Source organism: Bradyrhizobium sp. LVM 105 (assembly GCF_003957705.1).
GTDB classification, from domain to species: domain Bacteria; phylum Pseudomonadota; class Alphaproteobacteria; order Rhizobiales; family Xanthobacteraceae; genus Bradyrhizobium; species Bradyrhizobium frederickii.
On record NZ_QZMV01000003.1, the window covers coordinates 193,509 to 213,012 of the forward strand.

Sequence of the window (19,504 nt, forward strand, 5' to 3'; positions counted from 1 at the left end):
TTGTATCGGGCCGATTTGCGATGCGCAATCGGCATCCCGAACCGGGCTTCAAGCATGAATTGACAACGGCGTCACCGAACCGTAGTAACCGCCTCCGTGCCCCAAACGGCATGCCCAGGTGGTGGAATTGGTAGACGCGCTGGCTTCAGGTGCCAGTGGCTTAACGGCCGTGAAGGTTCGAGTCCTTTCCTGGGCACCATACGATTCTGGATATCGAACAAATCCAGATAGATAAGCCCGATCAGAGTGTTGCGTTGACCCCGACTGTGTAACAATGGGGTGTAACATTGCTGTTCAGGGTTGTTCGGCCGATGCGCCGGGTTGGGTCTCGTTTTCCTCTTTTCGTGCAGCGCATTCCGGCTGACGTCCGGCCCAAAGTGGTCGGCATCGAACTGGCGATTCCGCTCGGTGATGTCTTCGTCTTTGTGACGCTTAGCGAGGGTGCTCAGGCCGTCCGGTTCTCCCTTCGCACCACGGAACCTAGCGAGGTCAAGACGCGTCAGGCGCTCGCTGCGGCCTATCTGGAAACCGTCTGGGCGGCGCTCCGCAATGACGCCCCCGTGCATCTCTCCCACCGGCAGGCGACGGCCTTGGCGGGCGAACTCTATCGCGTCTGGGTGGACAGCGAGGACCGCGCCCGGAGTGTCGCCATGGTCCACACGCCCGGTGTCGGCTGGGCGCCCGACACGGAAAGCCATGAGGAGCAGGAGGCCCATTGGGCGGCCGTAACGGAGATGTGGGAGAGGATTGGCGGTGACGGCGAGGCCAAGAAACTAGAGAAGGCGCTCGGGCCCATCGTGGACCGCCTCTTGCTGACCAAGGGCATCCGCCGCGTGGACAGCGAATCGCGCGCGCTCTTGCTCACCGCCTTTTGGATGGCGCTGCGTGACGCCTTCGCGAGCCGCCAGCGGAATGCTGGGGGAGACTATTCGCTCGACCCCAAGGCCGCTCGCTTTCCCGAGTGGCAACCGCCAGCAGATGCGCCGAAGAAAAAACCAAAGCAAGGCGCCTCCAAAAATTCCCTCATCGACCTGGTCGAGGATTGGTGGAAGGAAGCCAAGCGGGCCGGCCGCAAGCAGAGCACCTATGAGAGCTATCGCAACTCGATGGCGCGTCTCGTGACATTCCTGAAGCACGACACGGCGAGCCGGGTGACGCCCGAGGACATCGTTCGCTTCAAGGACTATCGCGTGCAGAGCGGGGTGAGTCCCAAGACTGTGAAGGATAGCGACCTCGCGGGGATGAAGACGGTGTTTGGTTGGGCGGTGGTCAATCGTCGGCTGCCCAGCAATCCGGCCGAAGGGATCACCATCAAGGTTGGCAAGTCGCGCAAGCTACGGTCCAAGGGGTTCTATGATTCGGAGGCCATCGCCATCCTGAAGCACGCCCGCGAGTTCGTGCCCGGCCGGGAAGCCCCGAAACTCGCGGCGGCCAAGCGGTGGGTGCCGTGGCTGTGTGCCTTCACGGGTGCTCGCGTGGGTGAGATGATCCAGATTCGCAAGGAGGACATCCGGCGCGAAGGCAAGCTCTGGGTGCTGCACGTGACGCCCGAAGCGGGGCCGGTGAAGACGGATGAAGCTCGTGATGTCGTGCTCCATCGGCAAATCATCGAGGAAGGCTTCTTGGCTTTCTTTGAAAAGTCGAAGGACGGCTATCTGTTCATTGACCCTAAGGCCGGTGAGCTAGGGGTGCGCAATGCGGTGAAGACGGCGCGTAACAAGGTCAATGCATTCGTGCGTGAGGTCGTGAAGGATAAGAACGTTGATCCAAGCCACGGCTGGCGGCATCGCTTCAAGACTGTCGGTATTGATCAGGGCGTTGAGATGCGGGTGCTGGATGCCATTCAGGGGCACGCGCCGCGCAATGTCTCGGAGGGCTACGGAGACGTCACCATCAAGGCAAAAGCCAATGCGATAGAGCAGTTCCCGATGATCCTATAGAGGCGGCAACGAACCATTCATTTGCACGGCCAAGCGGCGGCCATTGCTAACATCGTGACAACAATGAAATCCTCGCCAAGAAGGTTTGGATTCTTCTCCATCCACTGAAGGACGGTACTAACGAGCTGATCGCTTGTGACTGCATTGTCCGGCAAACACGCGCGAAATGGCAAACCGCCCGGTCGTGCCGCTTGTACTATGAATGCCGACGCCTTGATCATCCCAAGGCACTGCCCAGCGAAATAGGCGCCCTTCCTATCGGCTTGTCCCGCGCTTGAAAGGAGGGCCTTGCAGTGCGGGAGCCAGAATTTAACGTTGTCTGTGTCCGCTGCTTTCGCCGGCAAAGAGAGCAAAAGCATCAAGAGGAATGTGCTTATTGCGGTTCGCACGTTGCAGCTTCCTCCACTTCCCAGCGTCTAATTCACATGACGCGTAATTTTTCAGTGATGGCTTGCACGCAATCTAGCGCTCTCGCTTTGATCTGGCGCTCCATGGAGAAAATGCGGTTCAAGCCGTCTTGTGCTTCGATCTGATCTGCCTGTTCGCGAAGGCGTTGCGCGGTGCGCTCGGCATTGGATGGAGCGATCGAAGGATTCTTGGCGTAAAATCCTTCAAGTCGTTGATTGTTCGTTCGCGCTTTCTGTTCGGCTTCTGCCAAGAAAGTTTCAGTGGTTTTCATGTTCGCCAACTCACGCGCACGCGTCAGCGCCTGCTCCCAGAAGAATCGCCCGTATATCTGGGCACTAAGCTGCGAGAGGCCGCTTTTAGGCTCGCAAGATCGGTAGTCTAAAGTGTCGGTGCCGGGCCACGTGGCGTAAACGGCCACTGCCGCCAAAAAACCCAAACCGAGCAATTGCCCCCGAGATAGCATAGCGATTTCGCTAGTTGAGTAATTCGCACTGAAGCACTTGAAATTGTGGCTTCAATTCGTTCTTGAGGCAAGTGCGCCTTGAAGACGAACCCCGACCGGCTGCTCGTCCCACAGAAGAGGGCCCGCTGCTAACCCTGAATCTCGTCCGGTGTCAGGCAGGCCACTTTCAACACCGTACCCGGCGGCAGCTGCGCGAATGGCGGCTTTGCCTGGTGCCATGATGCGTCTGAATAAAACTCCCTTGTAGGTCCGCTATGCTCAGTGGCTCATGAGGGACAGCCTCTAAGGTGGGGTGGTGATCACTCACCCTCACCTGAAGGGCAACCCAAGAGAGGAGAGCTAGAAGCTTTCGGCTCCAAGTTTTCCCCCTAAGCTCCCCCCTCTATGTTGCTCCTCCATTAGCGGAGGCGCAAGGAGTTAAGTGGTTGTTAAATCACACCGAAATCGACTGAAACAATCGCGCAGCGCGACCCCGTACGGTGCGTAAATTCGTCCTGCATGGCCTTCCTGGCTGTCTCCGCATGGGAGCGGGCCACGAGGACGGCATCGTGCAGCGGCAGTGCTGTAATGCGTTGCTCGAACAGGTGTGAGACCACCCTAATGAGGATATCGCTTTCGGCCTTCATCAGTTGATATCCAAGGCCCTTTCCGAAGAGGTGAGCGATCGGGGCGTGCTTCCGCTCCAGCATTTCGATGGCATCGCGGAGCTTGGTCCCTTCGGGGAAATGCTCACGCGCACCTTTGGGCCAATTCCCGAGGCGGTCGTCTGCGAACAGCATGGCGTTGAGCAGCACCTTCCACCCATCCCGTCCGGTCTTGTCGCCTGCTACATCGTAAATATCGTCTTCGGGCTGCTTAGCCTGTGATCGGACATACGCTAGCCGGGGAAAGAGCTGACGGTAGTCCACATCAGCGATTTGCTCGCCATCCAGCCGGATGCGTTCAAAGCGTTCTGCACGGGGCATCGACATCCAGAAGCCGCCCGCTAGACGTCCACCATCTTGCCAACTGCCGTTGTTGAATATGCGCCGCAATGCCCGCCGATGCAGCACTATAAGGCCGCCATCAGTCCCGAGTTGCAGGGCCGTTCCAGCCTCTGTGATCTCAATGTTGGCGTCTCCGAGCCTTGTGTTGAGCCGCCTAATCTGGTCCCGCATGAGGTTCATTCTGCGGCTGTCCTTATAATTAATGGGTTCAGACTGATCGTTGGCGTCCTTGCCGGTCTTGAGGATAAGCACCTCTGGCTCATCGAGCCGTTTGAGCGACTTCACGCTGAAACCCGCGACCGGCAGAGACCTGGCGAGCCCTTCTGTTGGAATGACGAGAGAGGGAGCCTTTGCCTTCTCTGAGTATCGGTAGCCTGTGCTTACTTTCCGCAGCACTCCCAGGGTTGTCATGACATCGATGCTGCTGAGGAAGTGCTCGCCATAGACCGGATTGGAGTAGCGGCCCCTACCCCACATCGAACCGTGCGCTCTTGGGACGGCGAGGGCCACATCATCGTCCATCAGTGTCAGAAGCATCAGGTTGCAGGCGAGCGCCTCAACGCTAGCGACGAACTTCGCCCGTGCCGCATCGTGACGGGCTCTTTGTCTCAGGCCCCCCGAAAGCTCAAGGTCGGAGAGGCGATTAGCGAAATTCTTGATGGCCTCGCTAAGCTCTGCCGATCTCGCCCGGTATTGGGGATCGAACCAAAGCGGTCGGAATTCTTTCGTCATTGTCTGGCATTCCCGCCTTGCGTCCGGTGCGCGAAGTGACCGGCCTCAGTGCTCAACATGCGCGTACGATCTCCGTGGCACCTGATCTCTCGCGAGAGGGGATGGCACGAAATCATCGCGCGGCCGCAGCGGCGCATCGCGGGTGCTGCCCATAGCGCTTCTTCTTGAGGGCGAGGACGCCGGGGAGATGCTTCTCAACGACCCATTCGCAGTGCTCTTCCACCGCGCGACCCATGATGCGCAGAACCTGCCCAGACGACCTGGGGAAGGCGTGGAGTTCCGAGACCTTTCTGAGGCGGCCCCTCTCGTCGGGAAGCTCCCAAACGCGATGGGTGCCGCTCGCAAGGCGATGCAGGGCCTTTGCAATCTGCACCGTACGAAACTCCTTGGTCCGGTGCGAGCCGGGGTCTTCCTCGATTAGCGCGGTGACGGCCAGCACAATGGCAACAAAGCGATCCGGCTTGATGCCTGCGATACGAAGCCGCGCCAAAGCGATCCGCGCCCGTCGGCGGGGCGACATGCCGCGCAGCCGCGTGGCGATCTCCGTTGGGCCCGCTTCTTCGAGGAGCACGGCGATGGCGCTAAGGGCTGCCTTGATGAACCGATCGGATTCGGCTCGGGGCCGGAGATACGAAGTAGCAGCCGCCAAGTAGGGCTTTAACTCTGCGGCGCTGTATGTCCCGTGCCAGTGCGATCCGTGCCGGGCCTTGTGCTCGACGTGTTTGCGGCAGTGGAAGGCCGCGAGTCCAGCGCCCCGTGCCCTCATCGTCGGCCTGCCACAGCCGAGAATCGCACAGGTAGCCTGATGCTCACCCGCGCGGGCTGCAAGCCACGCTCGTGCTTTGGTCTTCATCTTCCCTCCGCAAGTCTTTCCCATAGGTAGAGCGGGGCGCCACCCTGCGAGGCGACGCCCTCGGTGGGGATCACGGACCTATCACTGTGTGGAAGGCATCGGCAGCAGTGAGGAGTCCACGAAGGAATTCTTCATATCCGGCAGCTGACACTCCTTCGGTGATCGCTGCGTTGCTCGTGAACAATTGGACCGCGAGCCTGATCGCCTGCTCTCTTCCATGCTCGCCTTCGGCCAAGCGCGGATTGCGCTGAGCAACGCTTAGGAGGTCGCTACGTCGGTAGCTATGGTGCTCCTCCGCAAATCGCGCAGCTTCGCCCGCACTGGCGTCAATGAGGATGCGCGTTACATAGACCCTGGCGCCAGCCTCCCGGCCGCCATTGCCCCAGCGCAGGTAATACTTCGGCGTGCCATCCACTTCGGCGGGTAGCGTCTGATAAAAGAAGCCTTGTCCAGTGTTCGGCGCACAGACCGAAGCCATCAGCCGCAATGCCGCGAAGTCTAGGATTTCAAAGCTTCTCGGGCGCGTCGGCGGGGGATAGCGCTCAGCATCTCCCGGCGGCTTGAAGAACGCCCCGATGCTCGTAGTACCGTCGCTTTCGTGCGCGGGCACTGCCGATATGATTGAGGCTCCTTCACCGTCAAACTCGCAAAGGCGCGGCGCAAAGCTGTAAACCTCGGCGGCTCGCTTGTTCGTGGCGGCATCCAGCAGTTCGGGGATGATGAGCATGAAGTTCTTGAGTGTGTTGTTATCTGACACTGGTCCTACTCCCGTTGTTTAGTTGGTGCATGTCTAGCGACGCTGGCGAAGGCGGCAGTTCACGTGGAGCGCTGAGGCCGAATCGTTGCCTGCAGTGATGGCCTTCGGCCTATGAAGCGCATTCGATGTTGATGGCAGCGCGGGTCAGGTGGTTGGGTGCATGAGGCCTTCGAGGAGGCGTACGTGTTCGTTCGGTTAGGCTGTGCCATCCGTTGTTCGTCCTGATGTTGGTGATGGAGGTATGGAGGAGAGCCGTGCGTGCAGCCGGCGGCGATGCCACATAGGTCAGCGCGAAGCGAGCCGCTGTGCTTCTCTCTCATTAGAGAGGGGGGATTAGCATCGCCTTGAAACTAAAGGATTTTTAAGCCTTCCTTATGTCACATAAGGAAAATCGTCGGACAAGCTATTGAAATCATTACACTTCCGGATCGAAGAAAAGCTTTTCTAGCGCGGCAAGCTCTTTCATTTCGCGCTCGTACCGCAGTTCTGCCTTGGTCTTCCACTTCCCGGCAGCCTTACGGCGCTTGACCCACAATGTACGCCCGTCGCCTCGCCTCGTGAGTCGGATTCCAGAGAGCCGCTGGCGTTCCGGTCCGATGTTGAGCCGCTTGCGCCGCTTCTGGTTTTTACGCCTGTTGAGCTTTCGCTTTTTCCCTAGCTCACCAATTGGCGGCTTTCCCTCCAGCTTCCGTTTTCTGTTTAGCACCTCGCGCTGCTTCTTCTTCCTCTCCCCGGAGGTCAACGCTCCTTCGATAACACGCGGCTTCTTGGTCCGTGTTCGGCGCGGGAGGCCTGCGGGATCGCTCTCGGTCGGGGTGGCTGGCATCACGCATAGATGCCTCTCGGGATGGTCATCATCAAGATCACGGTGAGTCAGAATGCCGCAACTGCACCCGCTCTTAGCTCAGTTACAAATCCGCGCAATGAGCATTGGGCGGTTTTGTATAGAGCCAATAGCATGAAGATCGTGGCTTACCGGCGCGTTTCCACGCAGAAGCAAGGCAAGAGCGGCCTGGGCTTAGAAGCTCAAGAGGCTGCCATTCAGGAATTTGCACGAAGCCGAGGTGCACGGATCATCCGTGAATGCACAGAGGTGGAGAGCGGCAAGACCAACAAGCGGCCTCAACTCGCGGCGGCACTGCACCACGCCAAGGTCACGGGCGCCACGCTGGTCATTGCCAAGCTAGACCGCCTTTCTCGCTCAGCCTCATTCACCCTCGCCTTGAGGGACAGCGGTGTGAAATTTGTGTGCTGCGATATGCCCGAGGCTAATGACCTCACTATCGGTGTGCTGGCGGTGGTCGCACAGGCAGAGGCTCAAGCCATCTCCAGACGAACGACAGACGCGCTCAGGGTGGCCCGCAAGCGCATTGCAGAGACTGGCCAGAAGGCTCACCGCAAGGTCAAACGCCTTGGCAACCCGAACGGAGCAGCGGCGCTGAGGCGGGCGGGGAAGGGTAACGTAGCGGCCATCGCCACGGTCTCAGCCAACGCGGACCAACGCGCGCGTGACCTTGCGGAGGTCGTGAGGGATATTCGGGCCAGCGGTGCAGTCACGCTGGAGGCCATCGCCAATGAGCTGAATGGCCGGGAGATGATGACCCCGCGCGGTGGCCGTTGGCATCCGTCCTCCGTGGCGAATCTGTTGAAGCGCCTATCTCCGGAGGCCGCTCGTTAGCATTGCGTTTCCAAAGAGGCCGGCTGAACGTGCCACGTGGTCGGCGGCACGAGGGGTACGAGGGAAAAGCTCGCGGCGGCACCAACGAGGTCTGCTTAGCGTTCGACTGAGGACGGCGCCGAAGGAACAACGTTTTGAATGAAATGATGACATAGGGGGGGAAATCTGCGGCCGCCGTCACGAGGTGACGTCTCAGGTTTTCCACCTCAAATCAAATTGCGACCGGAAGCCTTTTCGAACTATGGCTAGGTCTTCAACGAGCTCGCCTGCGCTTTCGTGATGCCGACGGCTTCTTCTGGGGCGCGGTGGCTATGGCCTTCCCTGGGATAACAAAATGCATGTCGGCTATAAGTTCGTCGAGACGATTGCCGTATGCACTTCTTAGGATGCGCAAACCGTCAGCTTTCCCATACAGGGCGAAGATTACGCAGGTTAGAAGTTCAAGTGGCGTAGACGCATCGATTGGCCAAGCGGGGCACGACAGAGCCCCCCAGGCGATGCTGCTCGGAATTGGGAAAGTCTTCGTTGAACGATCAACTCGCAGCTCTTGGCACAACTGCGAATGATAATAGTCATGCATACCCGTACCTGCGGGGTTTCCATTCTCGGGCGTTTCAAATCGAATCAGGAGACATTGGGGGGCTGTGTTGTCGTGAGGGGAATGTGTGACAATAACCAGCTGGACCCGAAGGTAAGGATGTTGGGTTGACAAATCTCCATCCAGAAAAACGATGGGGCAAATAACGTTCGGTCCATCTCTTGTGTCAGGCAGGCGTATAAAGCGCCTTGTGGCCAGCGTAGAGAATGCGCCATCGTTTCGAAAAAGAGTTTTTAGCTCGGCTTCGCTGGTTACTGCCTGCCCGGCTTTCCCAGCAAGCGTCTCGTGGACGCGTGCCTCCGAGGTCTTCCCGCGGATGGACTGAGCATAGGCTTGTCCAGCGACTGTAAGCTCCGTCAGCAAAGGGAGTATATCGACGGACACAAGAGCCTCAACCAAGCGCTAGGCGATGAGCCGGCTGATAGTCCACCCCAGCGACCCGCTCGACATGGCGCGTCCGGTACGGTGAGACTAAGTCGCTTTGAAAACGCTTTGCAGCCGAGCGCTGTTTAAAGACCGATGTATCCTCGCAGAAAACGAACCGGTCATCGACACTGTTCCAGGGCTCCCTTATTTCGGAAGTGAGCTTGAGACGCTCGATTTCAGTCCAAAACCATACAGGGCGATCGAACCAAAAAGGCTTCTTGAACTTCGCCTTTGCCAATGAAGAGCTCCCGAAGATAGTCTTTGTCGGGTCCAGCAAATTGGTCTTCTTCAGCGAAGCGATCGAAACGGTTTTTCCTAGCAAGCTCGGGCACCGCTGCGCCAGGTGCGGCGCATCGACCAAGACATCTTGAGGAGCAAGGATCAGGTTTAGCCACGCAGATAAACGTGCAGCCACAATTCTGGCGTCTTGAGCGGGCTGTCGTTTCCGGTCGGTCGCTTCTCTTCCGCGAAGGCCCAAGATTGGAGACCGAATTAAATCATCCAGCGTAGCCGACTCTGCTTTCGATCCTTGACTGCCGAGCAGTTCGAGAGCCGAAGTGGCTAACCTTTCGACTACCGAAGGCGGGAGTTCGAGGAAATCGATAATCCTTGTCTTGTGATTCGTCTTCTGCACGTCAGCGACGCGCTGCTCAAGAAGCGATATAGCATCGGTGATGATCGGCCACGACCAAGCCCGATATCCCTTCCATGAAGATTTTGACCACAATCCAGAATTTTTTAGATCGTCCGCGGCAATATTCAGATCGGCGAACGAGTCTAATTGAGGCCTCAGGGTCAAATCGAAAGTTGGACTTCTTGCGAATTGATTCAGAGCGATGACCACGCCACAGCTTGAATAACATCTGGCCAAATAGGCAACCGTCTCTCCTGTTAGATAATCCTCGCCCTTCGCTTTGACCAAGTCATAGTCGACGATGAAGAGATCAGCATCATCGAGGGGCACTTCTTTCGGCTTGCGGTTGTTGGACAAGCGAGCTGCTGCAGCTCTGCTGCCTAGCTCCTTCACCAGATCAGTTATCGCGTCAGGCTTGATCGCGACGGAGGACCGGCCGATAGACGCCGGAAGTTTGGAGGCGATAGCCTCCTCAATTCTCTGTTCGTCGTCCAGGATTACGACGTTTAGTTTTGTTCTTGCTGAGCTCATCGGGTATTTTCCTGCCAAGCGATCTTCAGGCACGTCGCAAAAGCTCGACCAGGCTTGACGAAAGAGACATCGAAGCCAAGATTTTTGGATATCATGCGCACGATTGTAAGCCCGAGGCCTGTTCCTCCGATCGACAGCGATCTTCGTTCCTGGGAAATGACGGTCTTGCGAGCGAACGGCTCGAACAGCTTCTCGGAATCTTGGAGGTCCACCCCAGAGCCCGTGTCTTGAATTAGGATGAAAGCCCTACCGCCGCTTTGCTCTGATGAAATGCCGATCTTGCGCACTCGCTTATCGATCATGGCATTCGCTGCATTCGCAAGGGCGTTCTGAAAAACGGCGGACCAGTCTGCAAAGGTGCCGGCGGGGAGTTTCAGCTCGTCGTCGATAGCTTCGAAGTTAACCTCTATTCCTCCGAGGAAAGGCTCCGCCTGCGCAACGAACTGCTCGACTGCCGACTTTGCGTTGAACCGCTGCCGCTTGCGCCTGCTTTCCTCGTCAGAAAGGGAACTGAAGATGCTCCGTGTTTGTCGAACGCGCCTTATCCACCGATCTAGCTCGTCGGATAGTTCGGCCGACATTTTGGACGACGATCTAATTCGTCCGGAGAGTACCTCCAAAGCTGTAAGCTGCCGAGCGATCTCGTGCTCGAAAGCTAATGCAAACATTCCTGCGGTCGCGAGTGCTCCCAGGAGATTTAGATTTTGTCCCAGCAGCTCTTGTGTTGCGGCTTGATGGTCTACAACGGCCTCGATTTCGCGCTTTATCTCATCTGCTTGTCGCTTCGGCAACTCAGGCGCATGCCGGGCAAGAATCTGTGCAACGCTTCTGACTTGTTCTTCGCGTCGCGGCCGTATGGCGACCTCCTCTTCGACCTCTTGAAGACGCCGAAGGGTTTCCCGCATTGCATACCAGTCGATCGCGGTGCGTACGCAGCTTTTTAAGTTCTGATAAGCGGCATTATCGACCAGCCGATCGCGAGTCACCTGGATTTGTAGGTAGTCTTCGCCTGGAGCTGCAGTGGCCGCTTCCTGGCCGGTGTTTACATAGACGTATCCCAACAACCTTGTTTGTGTTGGAACGTTGGAAAGGCCACCGGGCACCTGGAGATTAGAGGGCAGGAGTTGCGATTCGCTCTTACGATGAGAATGGTCGACTTCGATATCGAGCCAATCGTGCTCAAGCCCGTAATACGGGAGTCGAAATCCGCTGTCATAGATTTTAATGCCACCGTGCTGCGTGATATATTCTCGCGCATTGCTTACAGCGATTGCCGCGGGCTGCCTGCCGAATAGGGAGTAGACGCGAATCTCAAATCGAAGATTTCGCAGAAAGCATCGAGGCACCGAGAAGGTGTGTTGCTGTGGCCGTGACTGCTCTCTAAAGCGCAGGTTAACTTGCAGCTCGCCTTGGTCGCCGCCTTTTCGGGGAGGTGTCAGCTCCCCCTGCAGTATCGCGTGCCAAATATCGAGGGGGGCAAGTAACTGCTTCTGAAATTCTTCCTGTGCCTTGGGAATGACGGACGAAAGCTGGATATCGAAGGTTTCATCCGTTCGGCGTGCCGAAGCTGGCTCTGGAGAGCGCAATTGCCAAATTTCGGAAGCAAGGCTTCGAGCCCGTTCGGGGTCGGTCCAATCATGAGCAAGGCGCTTTATAGTGATTCGCGTTCCATGCCTGGACCCGTCGCAATATCGTCCTGGTGCTGCAGAGGTCTCAAGTACAGCAACGACCTTCGTGAGGTCCTTTTTCGTCTCCGCTTGCGTCCAATCGACGGTGGCCTTGAGTTCGACCGATCGTGGCTCGGCGGACGTGGTGGTCACTTCGACACTGGACCCAAGAAATTGAACCGCTAAGCGGCCAACCCCTTTCGAGCCGGTCAGCGGGCGTCGCTTCTTCTTTGAATGCCGCTGTTGAAACTTGTGCGGAGAGCCTATGCGCATCCAAAAAGTGCGAAACTCCACGTCGCTCATACCGTGACCGTTGTCCTCAACAACGATCTCATCACGACCTATTTCGATGGAAACCAAGGAAGCATCTGCGTCGTACGAGTTCTTAACCAATTCGGCGACCGCGATGTCGGCTCTACCGACAAGCCGCTCCCCAAGCTCGCGGAGCAGCGCGGCATCTACATCGAACGGTATTCGCTCGGTCGGACTCATGAGCGTGCTGGTTTGCCCGAATCAACGGGGATTCGACCCTGGGCTTGCAAGTGAACTGAAATAGATCGGCCAATGACTCGAGCCAAGGTTACAGGAACAGCATTGCCGATCAAACGGCCCAAAGCTCGGATATTGACGCCTTGGCCGGGCGCAACGAATGAATATCGTCGAGGGAAGGTCTGGAGAATGGCAGCCTCCCTCAGGCTGATAGCTCGATCCTGAACAGGGTGACCGAACCGTCCGCTCCCATAGTTATAGGCTAACGTGGTGATCGTGGGGGACTTGTCGTTCCAAGCCATTCTTCCGTAGATACTGGGATATCCTTTCCCACTTGCACGCTGGTGGCATGGCAAAATCAGGCTTTTGGGCCAGTCGCGCCACGTTCCAGCCTGCCGTGACGCTTTGATCCGCTTCATGTTTGCTGGCGATAATTCAGGAGATCGATGCAGGGGATCTGTTTCATGAACCTCCCCTGCGCTGATTTTTGGAAGAGCGGCTATCGCGTCCTTAACGGTTAGGTCCTTTGCTGCAAATTGAGTAGGAGCCATAAGCTGGATACGACCGTACTTCGACGCGAGCACGACTACTCGCTTGCGACGCTGGGGCATTCCGTAGTGCGAACACTCCACAATGTCGTGCCATACTGTGTACCCATTGGACTCGAGGTCTTTTACAAACTGCTCGAACCTGCGATGGCGAGCCAATCCTGGGACATTTTCCATTGTGATTACGTCCGGAGAGACCTCGGTCGCTATCCGGCTAAAAGAGTCCAATAGTCGCCAACGCCGATTGTCGGCTTTAGAAGCCTTCTGGGTGTAGCTTGAGAATTTTTGACAAGGGGCGCAGCCGGCGAGCAGCCGGATCGATGCGGCTGAGAAGTGAGCCGCCACCTCTTTTCCACTCAGCGTTTCGACATCTCGTCTATGGAAGCCGGCCCTAACATTCTTTTCAAAGGGCCATTCGCAAGCGGGGTCAAGATCGTATCCAGCACGTACAGAGATGCCTTCGAGCGTAAGACCGTAAGAAAGACCGCCTGCTCCGCAAAAGAGGTCAACCGCCTCAATTGCCGGCGTTCTTCCCCTCACTGTCTTCCCCAAGGTCGCCCCCATCACTTAAGATTCAAGGGCTTAGCATAATTGTCAATTGGTTATTCTTCTTCTAATTGCGGTTGAACGAAAGGTGGCGCGCTAGAAGCTTGATGAGACGATCTCGTTCAACGGTTTGACATTCCCACACCGTGATTACGCGCCACCCGTCAGCCCTGAGCTTTCGGCGTACGCGCCGATCTCGCCTGACGTTGGCAAGGAACTTATCTTGCCAAAATTCTACTCGTGTTTTCGGTGAGGTCGCCTTGCGACATCCCGTATGGCGGTGCCAGAAACAGCCATGGACGAAGACCAAGGTCTTGTGCTTTCGGAGTACTATGTCTGGAGTTCCTAAAAGTCTTGAATTGTGAAGCCCGAATCGAAAGCCCAGACCATGCAGACAACTCCGAACGGCCATTTCAGGCTTCGAGTTGCTCGGCCCGATTCGAGACATAAGTGCACTACGCTGTTGCTTATCGAGCGTATCGGCCATGAGCTGTCCACTAAGAATTAGAAGCGTTCAGATAAGTGAGGCGTGCGGGATTGCCAACCGCCCCAAGAAGTTTCTAGCGAGCTGGAGCTAAGAGGAGCGGGCGAAATCTCCTCCGGCCACATCGTGAGTTTCGATTGGCCAAGCGCCAAATGTGCAAGTCCCGGACGGGCCATTGAGCAGGCTTGGCGCGAGCGCGAATAGGGTCGAGAAGCTCGGAAGCCTCGAAACGATGCAGAATTGAATAGTCACTGCGCAATAAAGGTGTGTAACAAACTCTAGTCGGAATAAAAATTGCGTTGTAAAATCAAGGAGGTTCACGCAACCTCAGGCAATCCTTTCCTGGGCACCATTTTATGGCGTGTGCGAGCGGCACATTGCGGTCGATCCTGAAATCTAATCCTCCGGGAAAAGCAGAGGCTCGTAGTCTCGTGCGCCGTGGAGGATGTGGATCACCTCGATCGCATCGATGCCGACACGATAGAAAATCAAAAAGCTCCCGAACGGTCGCCGGCGAATGCCTTTGTCTTCGTAGCGCGGGACCAAGGGATAGCCGCGCGGCGCGTCAGCGAGGGATTCGCACTTCTCGCGCAGCCCGCGGATCAGCTTGAGTGCGCTCTGCGGACTCTGCTCGGCGACGTATGACGCGATCTCCTCGATGTCGGCCTCCGCTTCGGCGGTAATGACGACGATCACTTGCGGTCGGCCTTGGTGCTCAATCTCGCTTCCAGCCGGTCAAACACCTCGGAACTCGATTTGACCCGCCCCGCATCGGCATCCTCAATCCCGCGTGCGATCGCAGCGTCCAAAGCGGCCAGACGAGCTTCACGCTCCTGAATCAGCCGCACGCCCTCCCGCAATACCTCGCTCTTGGAGTGGTACCGGCCCGATGCAACCAGCTTTTTCACAAAATTTTCAAGGGCTTCGCCAAGGTCTGCGCTGACGGCCATGCCGATTTGCTCCACCAATATGCCCTCTAATAACTATTATTGGACGGTCATTGCATCAAGCCTCGGCCAGCTCCGTCCGCTCTCCCCTCACACCACCCGCTTCCCCGCCCGCTCCGCCACCGCCTTCTGCACAAAATACATCATCACCAGCGTGATGATCGTTGTGGCGACGACGACGTAGCCGATCCGGTCGAAATGCAGCAGCGCGCCGTCGGGCGCCTGCGCGATGATCGCGCCGGCGAGCACCGAGCCGAGGCCGCCGGAGAGCTGCTGCAGCGAGGCGCTGATCGCGCTGAACGAGCCGCGCTGGTCGGAATCGGGGATCGCCGACATCAGCGCCTGCGACGGGATCATGCGCGAGAAGATGCCGACGAACATCAGCACGTTGACGAGGATCGCGGTCGCGAGCGTGACGTGGCCGAGATGGGTGTAGACCAGCACCATGATCACGGTCATCACGCAGCCGAACACGAAGGTCGGGTATTTGCCGAACGCGTCGCTGGCGCGGCCGACCAGCGGTCCCGTGACGATACTGAACAGGCCGGAGACGAGATAGATCGTCGGCAGATGCGTGATGTCGATGCCGAGATTGTTCACGGTGAAGGCGCTGGAGAACGGCATCAGCATGTATCCGCCGGTCGCCAGCAGCGTCGTGACCGCGAACGCCAGCGTATAGCGTGGCTGCGCAAGCGTGGCGATCAGATGGTGGAACGGGTTTCTGTCCTGCTTCAGCTTCAGATGCGCATCGACCGGCTTCATGGCGAAGGCGATGATGGCGATCGCAGCGACCGACACCACGACGATCGCGATGAAGCAGACATGCCAGCTCCAGCGATTGGCGAGAAACAGCCCGGCGGGAATGCCGAGCACCTGGCTCGCCGCGAACGCCGTCTGGATGGTTCCCATCGCGCGGCCGCGCATGTGCAGCGGGAACAGGTCGGTGATGATGGCGAGCACGACCGCGCCGATCACGCCGCCGAACAATCCGGTCACGACCCGGCCGAGCAGCAGCACATGGTAGTTCGGCGCAGCCGCGCAGAGCGCGGTACCGAGCGTGAAGCCGACATAGAAGAACAACAGCAGGCGCTTGCGATCGAAGCGGTCGGCAAAGCCGGCGGCCAGCACGCCCGAAATGCCGGCACTGAACGCATAGGCCGACACCGCGACGCCGAACTGGGTGGCCGTGATGTCGAGCGCTGGCATCAGGATGGCGCCGAGCGGCGACATGATGATGAAGTCGAGGATGATGGTGAACTGCGTGAACGCGAGCAGCGCGATGAGAAACGCCTGATAGCGCGAAAAGCCGCGCGGGCGTTCCGATGGGGCCTCGATAGGCGCAGCGAGCGTCTGTTCGGTCATGGATCTCGATTTCGTCGGGTGGCGGGGAGAGAAAGCGGAAGATGGGGTGGGCCCGCATGATTTTCACGGGCGCACGGCCCTCATTCCTGACGGAATCCGAAGCACGCGCCGGGTTGTGGGATCCGTGCAACAGCCCGCGATCCGACCAACCGTCCGGCGGCTTCGCGAAAGGCGTGCGCGGGCTGAGAAGCCGGGCGCCGGCCCCGCACCCCATGAATATGGGAGGACGCAATGCCGCGCGGTCCCTCGCGCATCCGGCGTCTTCCAAAGCCATGGACTGCATGCTTTGAGTGTCGCCGTGCCGCGCAAGCGTCAATCGTTTGACGCGGTGGCGGCCTGGGGGCTGGAAGTGACGGCGGTCTTCGATCCTCCTGCGCCACTTGCCGGTCGCAAGGTTGGAGGACGGGGTGGGGACCAACATGATGATTTCGTTGCGCGCGCGAATCGCCGCCTGTCTCGCAACGGCGCTGCTTGCCGTGATCGCGGCCTGCGCCGGCGCGCCGCAAGCCCGGGCCCAGTTCATCTGCGTGGATGGTGCCTTGTCCGATCAAGGCGCCAGTGCGGCCGGCTCAGGGGGCAATTTTGCCTGCGGGCCCTCCGCTTCCGCTGCCGGCAACGGCAGCAACAACTCCGCGGTCGGGGCCGGCGCTAACGCCAGCGGCGATAGCAGCTCCAATGGGGCCACGGGAAACAATGCCAACGCCAGCGGCAACAACAGTTTCAACAGCGCGACCGGAGCGGGAGCCATTGCCAGCGGTGAAGGCAGCAAAAACATGGCGTCCGGAAACAACGCGCAAGCCAGCGGTGACAACAGTACCAATATCGCGGCCGGCGCCGGCGCCAACGCCAGCGGCAACAACAGCGGCAATCTTGCGTCCGGGCTCACCGCCCTGGCCAACGGAGACAACAGCAGGAACGTTGCGACAGGGCGCAGTTCCAATGCCTCCGGCAACAACAGCAGAAATCTTGCGACCGGGTTTGTCGCCAGGGCTTACGGGGACGCCAGCGCCAACACCGCGACGGGGACCAACGCCAACGCCTTCGGCAACGGCAGCAGCAACATTGCGACCGGCGTCAACTCCAACGCGACCGGCGACAACAGCTACAATATCGCGACCGGCCTGAATACCAACGCGAGCGGGTCCGGAAGCAACAACGTCGCCACCGGCAACGCCGCCGTCGCGCTTGGCACCAACAGCTTCAACACGGCGACCGGCTATCTGGCGCATGCCCATGGCACCAATTCTGGGAACGTCGCGAACGGTGCGCAATCTGATGCCAGCGGCACCGGCAGCTTCAACACCGCCATCGGAAACGGCGCTAATGCGAGCGGAAACGGTGTGGCAAACACTGCCGTGGGCAACGGCGCCAACGCCACCGGCGCGAATTCGTCGGCCTTCGGTAATGGCACATCGGCAACTTTCGCGAACTCGGCCGCGATTGGCAATGGCGCCACCGCGACGCGCGCGAACCAGCAGGTTTACGGGACGGCGAGCAATACCTACACGATGTCAGGCGTCACCTCGGCCGCGAGCACAGCCGCGCAGTCCGGACCCGTGCAGCTCGTCACCACCGACGCGGCCGGCAATCTCGCATCCACCTCGCTCAGCGCGCTCGGGTTTGCGAGCCCCGCGGATATCGCAGGCATCAACAGCCAGCTCGCAGGCATCAATGCCCGGCTCAACGACCTCGACGGCAGGACCGGCAAGGCGGTCAACGGTGTCGCGATGGCCTTCGCGATGTCCGGCTCGCCCTGGCTGATGCCGTCCGAGAAGATGGCGATGAGCATGAACTGGGGCACGTTTCAGAACACCAATGCGCTCTCGATGAGTGCGGCGCTGCGCGTCAGCGAGCACGTGCAGGCCAGTGGCGGGCTGACCTATGGCACGAATGGCGGCGGCTTGGGCGGCCGCGTCGGCATGCGCGTCGGCTGGTGAAGGCAGCAGGCCACTTCATGCAAAGGGCCGTGCCATGCGATTGATTGTGCGAGCCGTGATTGCACTGGCGTTGCTGCTGTCCTGTGGCAGCGGGGCGATGGCGCAGCAAAAGACGCCCGAGCCGGCCCCGGCGCAGCCGTCGCTGCCCGTCACGTTGGAGAAGGCGCTCTATCTGATCCGCTCGACGCTGCTCACGCTCAATGATGCTAACCGCACGGGCAATTACACGGTGCTGCGCGATCTTGCGGCGCCCGACTTCCAGGCGCGCAACACCGCCGCAGATCTCGGGCTGAATTTTCTCGACCTGCGGCGCCGCAATTTCGATCTCTATGCTGCGGCATTGCTGGCGCCGCAATTCAGCGAAGCGCCCGCGCTCGACCAGCGCGGAATGCTGCGCCTCGCAGGTTACATTCCAACCCGGCCGCAGCAGATCCAGTTCGATCTGACGTTTCAGATCGTAGCAGGGCAATGGCGCCTGTTCGCGATCGCGATCGCGACGCCGGGAGCTGCATCGGCACAGCCGCAAGCCCAGGTGACGCCCGTGAGGCCGGCCACGCCCGCGCAGAAGAAGACGCCCTGAGGGGTTTGCGCGGGCGCCAGCCGCATCACGGTCGCGGCGATGGTCTGCATCATGTCGGCGGCGATCTGACCGAACCGCGTGCTTGCGCGGCCCGCCGGCAATGGCTACATCGCGGGCGATCCGAATTAGCTATTGTGCCGACGCAACCGATTCGACCCGAGGCTTTGAAACGCCATGACCGTACGCCTGCACCGCGGCGACCTGCCCGACCTCACGCGCTACACCAATGCGGTGGCCATCGACACCGAGACCATGGGGCTGAATCCGCACCGCGACCGGCTCTGCGTGGTGCAGCTCTCGCCCGGCGACGGCAGCGCCGACGTGGTGCAGATCCCCAAGGGTCACACCGACGCGCCGAACCTGAAGGCGCTGCTGGCCAATCCCGCCATCACCAAGATCTTCCACTTCGCGCGGTTCGACGTCGCGGTGCTGTACCAGACCTTCGGCGTCATGACCGGGCCGATTTATTGCACCAAGATTGCCTCGCGCCTGACCCGTACCTACACCGACCGCCACGGCCTGAAAGACCTCGTGCGCGAGGTGCTCAATGTCGACCTTTCCAAGCAGCAGCAATCCAGCGACTGGGGTTCGGACAGCCTGACCGAGCCGCAGCTCGCCTACGCCGCCTCCGACGTGCTGCACCTGCATGCCTTGCGCGAGCGGCTGGATGCCATGCTGGTCCGGGAAGGCCGCACGCAGCTGGCCAGGTCCTGTTTCGACTTCCTGCCGACCCGGGCCCTGCTCGACCTCCAGGGCTGGGCGGAAGAGGACATTTTCGCGCATTCCTGAGCCCTCGGCCGCCGGGTAGACTCGGGTCTGCGCCCCGTTTCGGACACTTTCCTGCGGCCTGTCCAAGCCTGGTACGTCCAAGCCTGACACGTCCAGGCATACGTCCAAGGCTGCATATTGCGGCGGCGGCGGGTACAATGGGGGCGCCC

At 59.3% G+C, this 19,504-nt stretch carries 18 protein-coding genes and 1 tRNA gene; 6 read left to right on the forward strand and 13 right to left on the reverse strand.

All coding sequences use genetic code 11. The annotated features are described in order from the left end of the window. The first annotated feature begins 112 nt into the window (after window positions 1-112). Together D6B98_RS10545 and D6B98_RS10550 are read left to right on the forward strand one after the other, a co-directional pair. Window positions 113-199: transfer RNA gene (locus tag D6B98_RS10545), tRNA-Leu, on the forward strand. A gap of 88 nt (window positions 200-287) precedes the next feature. Next, window positions 288-1,940: a site-specific integrase gene (locus D6B98_RS10550; protein WP_245481322.1), complete on the forward strand. Its 1,653-nt coding sequence runs from the start codon at window positions 288-290 to the stop codon at window positions 1,938-1,940. A 17-nt stretch (window positions 1,941-1,957) separates the two neighbouring features. Here D6B98_RS10550 and D6B98_RS41915 read toward each other — a convergent pair whose 3' ends face one another. The 6 genes from D6B98_RS41915 to D6B98_RS10575 form a co-directional block, all read right to left on the reverse strand. Continuing rightward, entirely contained in the window at window positions 1,958-2,299 is a 342-nt protein-coding gene (locus D6B98_RS41915; protein WP_502699882.1) for a Rap1a/Tai family immunity protein, read from the reverse strand. A gap of 62 nt (window positions 2,300-2,361) precedes the next feature. Continuing rightward, window positions 2,362-2,619, reverse strand: a complete 258-nt coding sequence (locus tag D6B98_RS10555; RefSeq protein WP_126256939.1) for a hypothetical protein — start codon at window positions 2,617-2,619, stop codon at window positions 2,362-2,364. A 620-nt stretch (window positions 2,620-3,239) separates the two neighbouring features. Then, entirely contained in the window at window positions 3,240-4,529 is a 1,290-nt protein-coding gene (locus D6B98_RS10560) for a hypothetical protein (protein ID WP_126256940.1), read from the reverse strand. Between the two features lie 112 nt (window positions 4,530-4,641). Continuing rightward, window positions 4,642-5,382 carry a hypothetical protein gene (locus tag D6B98_RS10565; RefSeq protein ID WP_245481324.1) on the reverse strand — a complete coding sequence of 247 codons (741 nt, stop codon included), beginning with the start codon at window positions 5,380-5,382 and terminating at the stop codon, window positions 4,642-4,644. A gap of 70 nt (window positions 5,383-5,452) precedes the next feature. Continuing rightward, window positions 5,453-6,139 carry a hypothetical protein gene (locus D6B98_RS10570; protein ID WP_126256941.1) on the reverse strand — a complete coding sequence of 229 codons (687 nt, stop codon included), beginning with the start codon at window positions 6,137-6,139 and terminating at the stop codon, window positions 5,453-5,455. A 415-nt stretch (window positions 6,140-6,554) separates the two neighbouring features. Continuing rightward, window positions 6,555-6,968 carry a hypothetical protein gene (locus D6B98_RS10575; protein ID WP_126256942.1) on the reverse strand — a complete coding sequence of 138 codons (414 nt, stop codon included), beginning with the start codon at window positions 6,966-6,968 and terminating at the stop codon, window positions 6,555-6,557. An 18-nt stretch (window positions 6,969-6,986) separates the two neighbouring features. Between D6B98_RS10575 and D6B98_RS10580 the strand changes: the two genes are divergently transcribed. Then, window positions 6,987-7,817, forward strand: coding sequence for a recombinase family protein (locus D6B98_RS10580; RefSeq protein ID WP_245481325.1), 831 nt, complete (start codon window positions 6,987-6,989; stop codon window positions 7,815-7,817). Window positions 7,818-8,806: 989 nt separating this feature from the next. On the opposite strand, the gene D6B98_RS10585 is transcribed toward D6B98_RS10580, so the two are convergent. The 7 genes from D6B98_RS10585 to D6B98_RS10615 form a co-directional block, all read right to left on the reverse strand. Then, window positions 8,807-10,006, reverse strand: a complete 1,200-nt coding sequence (locus tag D6B98_RS10585; RefSeq protein WP_126256943.1) for a hypothetical protein — start codon at window positions 10,004-10,006, stop codon at window positions 8,807-8,809. Next, window positions 10,003-12,165 (reverse strand): ATP-binding protein, encoded by a 2,163-nt coding sequence (locus tag D6B98_RS10590; RefSeq protein ID WP_126256944.1) that lies wholly within the window; start codon window positions 12,163-12,165, stop codon window positions 10,003-10,005. The genes D6B98_RS10585 and D6B98_RS10590 overlap by 4 nt, the downstream gene beginning before the upstream one ends. Then, window positions 12,162-13,262, reverse strand: a complete 1,101-nt coding sequence (locus D6B98_RS10595; protein ID WP_245481326.1) for a DNA cytosine methyltransferase — start codon at window positions 13,260-13,262, stop codon at window positions 12,162-12,164. The genes D6B98_RS10590 and D6B98_RS10595 overlap by 4 nt, the downstream gene beginning before the upstream one ends. Window positions 13,263-13,323: 61 nt before the next feature. Next, window positions 13,324-13,743, reverse strand: a complete 420-nt coding sequence (locus D6B98_RS10600) for a very short patch repair endonuclease (RefSeq protein WP_126256945.1) — start codon at window positions 13,741-13,743, stop codon at window positions 13,324-13,326. A gap of 393 nt (window positions 13,744-14,136) precedes the next feature. Continuing rightward, window positions 14,137-14,436 carry a type II toxin-antitoxin system RelE/ParE family toxin gene (locus D6B98_RS10605; protein WP_126256946.1) on the reverse strand — a complete coding sequence of 100 codons (300 nt, stop codon included), beginning with the start codon at window positions 14,434-14,436 and terminating at the stop codon, window positions 14,137-14,139. After that, window positions 14,433-14,690, reverse strand: a complete 258-nt coding sequence (locus tag D6B98_RS10610; RefSeq protein WP_126256947.1) for a type II toxin-antitoxin system ParD family antitoxin — start codon at window positions 14,688-14,690, stop codon at window positions 14,433-14,435. Before D6B98_RS10610 ends, D6B98_RS10605 begins: the two co-directional genes overlap by 4 nt. Window positions 14,691-14,777: 87 nt before the next feature. Further along, window positions 14,778-16,049: an MFS transporter gene (locus D6B98_RS10615; protein WP_126256948.1), complete on the reverse strand. Its 1,272-nt coding sequence runs from the start codon at window positions 16,047-16,049 to the stop codon at window positions 14,778-14,780. Window positions 16,050-16,525: 476 nt separating this feature from the next. Between D6B98_RS10615 and D6B98_RS10620 the strand changes: the two genes are divergently transcribed. The 3 genes from D6B98_RS10620 to D6B98_RS10630 all read left to right on the forward strand — a co-directional run bounded on the left by D6B98_RS10620 (window position 16,526) and on the right by D6B98_RS10630 (window position 19,355). Then, window positions 16,526-17,986, forward strand: coding sequence for a beta strand repeat-containing protein (locus tag D6B98_RS10620; RefSeq protein ID WP_245481328.1), 1,461 nt, complete (start codon window positions 16,526-16,528; stop codon window positions 17,984-17,986). Between the two features lie 34 nt (window positions 17,987-18,020). Then, a complete protein-coding gene (locus tag D6B98_RS10625) occupies window positions 18,021-18,566 on the forward strand; it encodes a hypothetical protein (RefSeq protein WP_245481330.1) in 546 nt (181 codons plus the stop codon). Window positions 18,567-18,740: 174 nt separating this feature from the next. Further along, complete coding sequence (locus D6B98_RS10630; protein ID WP_126256949.1) at window positions 18,741-19,355, forward strand: ribonuclease D; 615 nt, start codon at window positions 18,741-18,743, stop codon at window positions 19,353-19,355. The last annotated feature ends 149 nt before the right edge of the window (window positions 19,356-19,504 follow it).